Source organism: Rossellomorea aquimaris (assembly GCF_001877785.1).
Classification (GTDB): Bacteria; Bacillota; Bacilli; order Bacillales; family Bacillaceae_B; genus Rossellomorea; species Rossellomorea aquimaris_A.
This window is the reverse complement of the sequence record NZ_MINN01000123.1, coordinates 1-586: the sequence shown is the minus strand read 5'-3', so window position 1 is coordinate 586 and position 586 is coordinate 1. Positions and strand designations below refer to the sequence as shown.

The following is a 586-nucleotide window of genomic DNA, read 5'->3' as shown; positions in this document are numbered from 1 at the left end:
GGTTAAGTTATGAAGGGCGCACGGTGGATGCCTTGGCACTAGGAGCCGATGAAGGACGGGACTAACACCGATATGCTTCGGGGAGCTGTAAGTGAGCTTTGATCCGGAGATTTCCGAATGGGGGAACCCATTGTTCGTAATGGAACAGTATCCATACTTGAATACATAGAGTATGGAAGGCAGACCCAGGGAACTGAAACATCTAAGTACCTGGAGGAAGAGAAAGCAAATGCGATTCCCTGAGTAGCGGCGAGCGAAACGGGATGTAGCCCAAACCAAGAGGCTTGCCTCTTGGGGTTGTAGGACACTCTATACGGAGTTACAAAGGAACGGAGTAGACGAAGAAGTCTGGAAAGGCTCGTCAAAGAAGGTAACAACCCTGTAGTTGAAACTTCGTTCCCTCTTGAGTGGATCCTGAGTACGGCGGGACACGTGAAATCCCGTCGGAAGCTGGGAGGACCATCTCCCAAGGCTAAATACTACCTAGTGACCGATAGTGAACCAGTACCGTGAGGGAAAGGTGAAAAGCACCCCGGAAGGGGAGTGAAATAGAACCTGAAACCGTGTGCCTACAAGTAGTCAGAGC

Annotated in this window: 1 rRNA gene; it reads left to right on the top strand. The window is 50.7% G+C overall.

What is annotated here, in order from left to right:
• Positions 1-586, top strand: a 23S ribosomal RNA gene (locus BHE18_RS18340); the annotation flags it as partial.